The organism is Bradyrhizobium hipponense, from assembly GCF_008123965.1.
Classification (GTDB): domain Bacteria; phylum Pseudomonadota; class Alphaproteobacteria; order Rhizobiales; family Xanthobacteraceae; genus Bradyrhizobium; species Bradyrhizobium hipponense.
On record NZ_VSTH01000262.1, the window covers coordinates 1 to 4,772 of the forward strand.

Below are 4,772 nucleotides of genomic sequence, written 5' to 3' on the forward strand. Positions count from 1 at the left end.
ACCCTGGCGCTTCGCCTCGACCTGTCGGGCGCGCCGAGCGTGTCGCAGCTTCTGGAACGGACGCGGCGCACGGCGCTGGCTGCGCAGGAGCATCAGGACCTGCCGTTTGAGCAGGTGGTCGAGATCGTGCAGCCGCCCCGGCATCTTGATCACACGCCGCTGTTCCAGGTGATGTTGGCCTGGCAGCACGACGCCGTCGAGTCGTTCGACCTTGCCGGGCTGCGCGTCGAGGCGGCGGGGCAGGGCTACGATCAGGTCAAGTTTGATCTGGAGCTGAACCTCGGCGAGCGCGGCGAGGTGATTGCGGGAACGCTGGGTTATGCCACAGCGCAGTTTGATCCGACGACGATCGAGCGGCAGCGTGGCTATCTGCTGGCGCTGCTGCGGGCGATGATGGCCGATGCGCGGCAACCGGTCGGGCGGATTGAGCTGCTGTCGCCCGCTGAGCGCGCCTACCTGCTGGAGGAGTTGAACCGGACGGCGGCGGCCTATCCGGCGGAGCAGTGCATCCATGAGCTGTTCGAGGCGCAGGTGCGCCAAGCGCCGGACGCGGTGGCGGTGGTCTGCGAGGGCGAGCGCGTGAGCTATGGCGAGCTCAATGCACGGGCGAACCGCCTCGCGCATCATCTGGTCGGGCTCGGGGTGAAGCCGGATCAGCCGGTGGCGATCTGCCTTGAGCGCAGCGTGGCGATGGTGGTGGGGCTTTTAGCGGTCCTCAAGGCCGGCGGGGCGTATCTGCCGCTGGACCCGGCCTATCCGTCGGCGCGGCTGCGGCAGCTCCTCAACGATGCGGCGCCGCGACTGCTGCTGGCCGATGCGGCCGGCCGCGCCGCGCTCGGCGCCGAGGCGCTGGCCGATGTGAGCGTGGTCGATCTTACGACAGCCACCCCGGCCTGGGCCGGGCTGCCCGCCTCTGATCCCGAGCCGCGCGCCCTCGGCCTCACATCCCGCCATCTCGCCTATGTGATCTACACCTCCGGCTCAACCGGAACGCCCAAAGGGGTACAGAATGAGCACCGGGCTATTATCAATCGCCTGATCTGGATGCAAAAAGCGTATGCACTCGATGCGACTGATGTCGTCTTGCAGAAGACCCCGTTTGGCTTCGATGTCTCGGCCTGGGAATTCTTCTGGACGTTGCTTGAAGGGGCGACCCTGGTACTGGCGCCGCCGGGTGCGCACAGAGATCCCGATGCATTGGTCGACTTGATCATCAGCCGGCGCATCACGACGGTTCACTTCGTGCCATCCATGCTGGTCAGCTTTATGGATGCGAAGAGTGTTGACCGCTGCACATCGCTGCGGCGTGTTTTATGCAGCGGCGAGGCGCTTCCTGCCGCCAGTGTGCATAAGGTTCGGCGCGTATTGCCTTGGACGAGCCTGCACAATCTCTACGGTCCGACTGAGGCTGCGATCGACGTTACAGCGTGGAGTTGCCCGGCTGAGTTTGATGAGGCCATTGTCCCGATTGGCCGTCCGATTGCGAACACGCGGGTCTATCTGCTGGATGGTCATGGCGCGCCCGTGCCGTTCGGTGCGGTGGGCGAGCTTTACATTAGCGGGGCGGGGGTGGCGCGGGGCTACCTGAACCACTCTGAGCTGACAGCCGAGCGGTTCATCGCCAGTCCCTTTGTAGACGGCGATCGGCTGTACCGGACCGGCGACCTGGGGCGTTATCTGCCGGACGGCAATCTGGAGCTCCTGGGCCGCAACGACGACCAGGTGAAGATCCGCGGCTTCCGCATCGAGCCGGGCGAGATCACCGCGCGGCTTTGCGAGCACGCCTGGGTGCGCGAGGCGGTGGTGGTGGCGCGCGAGGATGGTCGCGGCGAGCAGCGGCTCGTTGCGTATGTCGTTGCCGCCGAAGCTGAGGATTCTGATCTGGCCGGCGGGTTGCGGGCGCATGTGGGTGCGCGGCTGCCGGACTACATGGTGCCGAGTGCGTTCGTGCGGCTGGCGGCGCTTCCGCTGACGGTGAACGGTAAGCTCGATCGAAACGCGCTCCCGGCGCCGGACGACGAGGCGTATGCGCGCCGGACCTACGTGCCGCCACAGGGCGAGATGGAGACGGCGCTGGCACAGATCTGGGCCGAGCTGCTCGGGCTGGAGCGGGTCGGACGGTACGACAACTTCTTCGAACTGGGAGGGCACTCGCTCTTGGCGGTGCAGTTGATGGAGCGTCTGCGGCGGCGGTCACTGGGCATCGAGGTGCGCACCCTGTTCGCCAAGCCGGTGCTGGCGGATCTGGCCGCAAGCCTGGGCCGCCATCACGAGGTGGCGGTCCCGGCCAACCTGATCACCGAGCGTAGTGCGGCGATCACGCCGGAGACGTTGCCGCTGATCGAGCTGGCGCAGGACGAGATCGACCGGATCGTCGCCACGGTGCCCGGCGGCGTTGGCAACATCCAGGACATTTACGGCCTGTCACCGCTGCAGGACGGCTTCCTGTTCCATCATCAGCTGTCGGCAAAGGGCGATCCATACCTGCTGGTGTCGCAGATGGCGTTTGCCGAGCGTGGGCTGCTCGAGCGCTATCTTGCCGCGGTCCAGCGGGTGGTGGATCGGCATGACATCCTGCGCACGTCGTTTGTCTGGGAGGGGTTGTCGCGGCCGGCCCAGGTGGTGTGGCGAAAGGCGCGACTGGAGGTGACCGAGGTCCAGCTTGATGGCGCTCATGGCGCTGGCGCCGAGCAGCTCAGGGAGCGATTTGATCCGCGCCGGCACCGCATCGAGCTTGGCCGGGCGCCACTGCTGCGGTTTGTGATTGCGCGCGAGCCCGGCAGCGCGCGCTGGCTGCTGCTGGAGCTGCAGCATCATCTGATCGGGGATCACACCACGCTGGACGTGATGCATGCCGAGGTCCGGGCCGTGCTGGAGGGGCGCGAGCATGAGCTGATAGCCCCGCAGCCGTTCCGCAATCTGGTGGCGCAGGCGCATCTCGGCGGTGATGCCGAGGCGGATGAAGCGTTCTTCCGGGAGCGGCTGGCCGACATCGACGAGCCGACCACACCGTTCGACTTGAGCGAGGTGCGCGGCGACGGCGGCGGGGTTCGTGAGGCGCATCGGATGCTGCCGCAGGCGCTCAACGCGCGGCTGCGCAGCCAGGCGCGGCGGCTGGGCGTGAGTCTGGCCAGCCTGTGCCATCTGGCCTGGGGGCAGGTGGTGGCGCGCAGCAGCGGCCGCGAGCAGGTGGTGTTTGGCACGGTGCTGTTCGGCCGCCTGCAGGGCGGCGCCGGTGCCGACCGCGCCATGGGCCTGTTCATCAACACCCTGCCGCTGCGGCTTGATCTTGATGGGACCGCCGTCGAGGCGAGCGTGCGCACCACCCACGCCCGGCTGGCCGAGCTGCTGGCACATGAGCATGCCTCGCTGGCGCTGGCGCAGCGCTGCAGCGCCGTTGCGGCACCGGCGCCGCTGTTCAGCGCGCTGTTGAACTACCGTCACACCACGCCAGCGGTCATGTCCGGTTCTGCACCGAATGATGGGCTAGAGGGGGTGGAATGGCTGGGCAGGGAGGAGCGCACCAACTATCCCCTGTCCTTGTCGGTGGAGGATTTTGGCGAGGCGCTGGGCCTGACGGTACAGGTGGCGGAGCCTATCTCTGCGGATCGGGTCTGCGGCTACATGCAGCGGGCGCTCGAGCAGCTGGCAAAGGCGCTGGAGCATGCCCCGGATACGCCGGTACGCGAGCTGGACATCCTGCCGGCTGAGGAGCGCACCTATCTGCTGGAGGATCTGAACCGGACGGCGGAGGCCTATCCATCGGAGCGGTGCGTCCATGAGCTGTTCGAGGCGCATGTGCAAAAGGCGCCGGAGGCGGTGGCGCTGGTCTGCGAAAACGAGCGGCTGAGCTATGGCGAGCTCAACGCGCGGGCCAACCGGCTGGCGCATCACCTGATCGCCCTCGGGGTCAAGCCGGACCAGCCGGTGGCGATCTGCCTCGAACGCAGCCTGGCCATGGTGGTTGGTGTCTTGGCGATCCTCAAGGCGGGCGGTGCCTATCTGCCGCTGGACCCAGCCTATCCCAGCGAGCGGCTGCAGCAGGTTGTCGACGATGCCGCGCCGCGGCTGCTGCTTTGCGACGTCGCCGGTCGCGCAGCACTCGGCCCCGAGGTGCTGACCGATGTGACGGTCATCGATCTGGAGACGGCCACGCCGGCCTGGGCCGAACGGCCGGCTTCGGACCCTGACCGGCGCACGCTTGGCCTCACATCGCGCCATCTCGCCTATGTGATCTACACCTCCGGCTCAACCGGAACCCCAAAGGGCGTCATGGTCCAGCATCGGGGGTTGGTCAATCTGCTGTTGGCTCAGGTCGGTCTTTTTGGCGCTTCTTCCAACAGCCGAGTCGTGCAGTTCGCCTCCATTGGTTTTGATGCAAGCGCTTGGGAGCTTCTGATGGCGTTTGGCTCCGGGGCCGCTTTGCACTTGCCTGCGGAAGAGATCCGTCAAGCGAGTAACAAGCTATCGGATTATCTCCGAAGCGAAGCCATCACCCACGCGACATTTCCCCCAGCGTTGCTTCAGGCAAGCAAGGATCTCAAACGTTTGGCTGCGCAAGTTCTCATTCTTGCTGGAGAGCTGCCGAAGTCTGAACTCATCCGAAATCTGGCCCCAGCATCAATTATCAACGCTTATGGCCCGACCGAGGCAACAGTCTGCGCGACAGTCTGGACTTGCCCGGCTGATTTTAATGGGTCAGTGGTCCCGATCGGGCGGCCAATTGCCAACACGCGGGTGTACCTGCTGGATGGTCATGGCGCGCCCGTGCC

Annotated in this window: 1 protein-coding gene; it reads left to right on the forward strand. The window is 66.3% G+C overall.

All coding sequences use genetic code 11. The features are described 5' to 3' along the window. A partial coding sequence (locus tag FXV83_RS41370) for a non-ribosomal peptide synthetase (RefSeq protein ID WP_148745761.1) occupies window positions 1–4,772 on the forward strand: 4,772 nt, incomplete at both ends.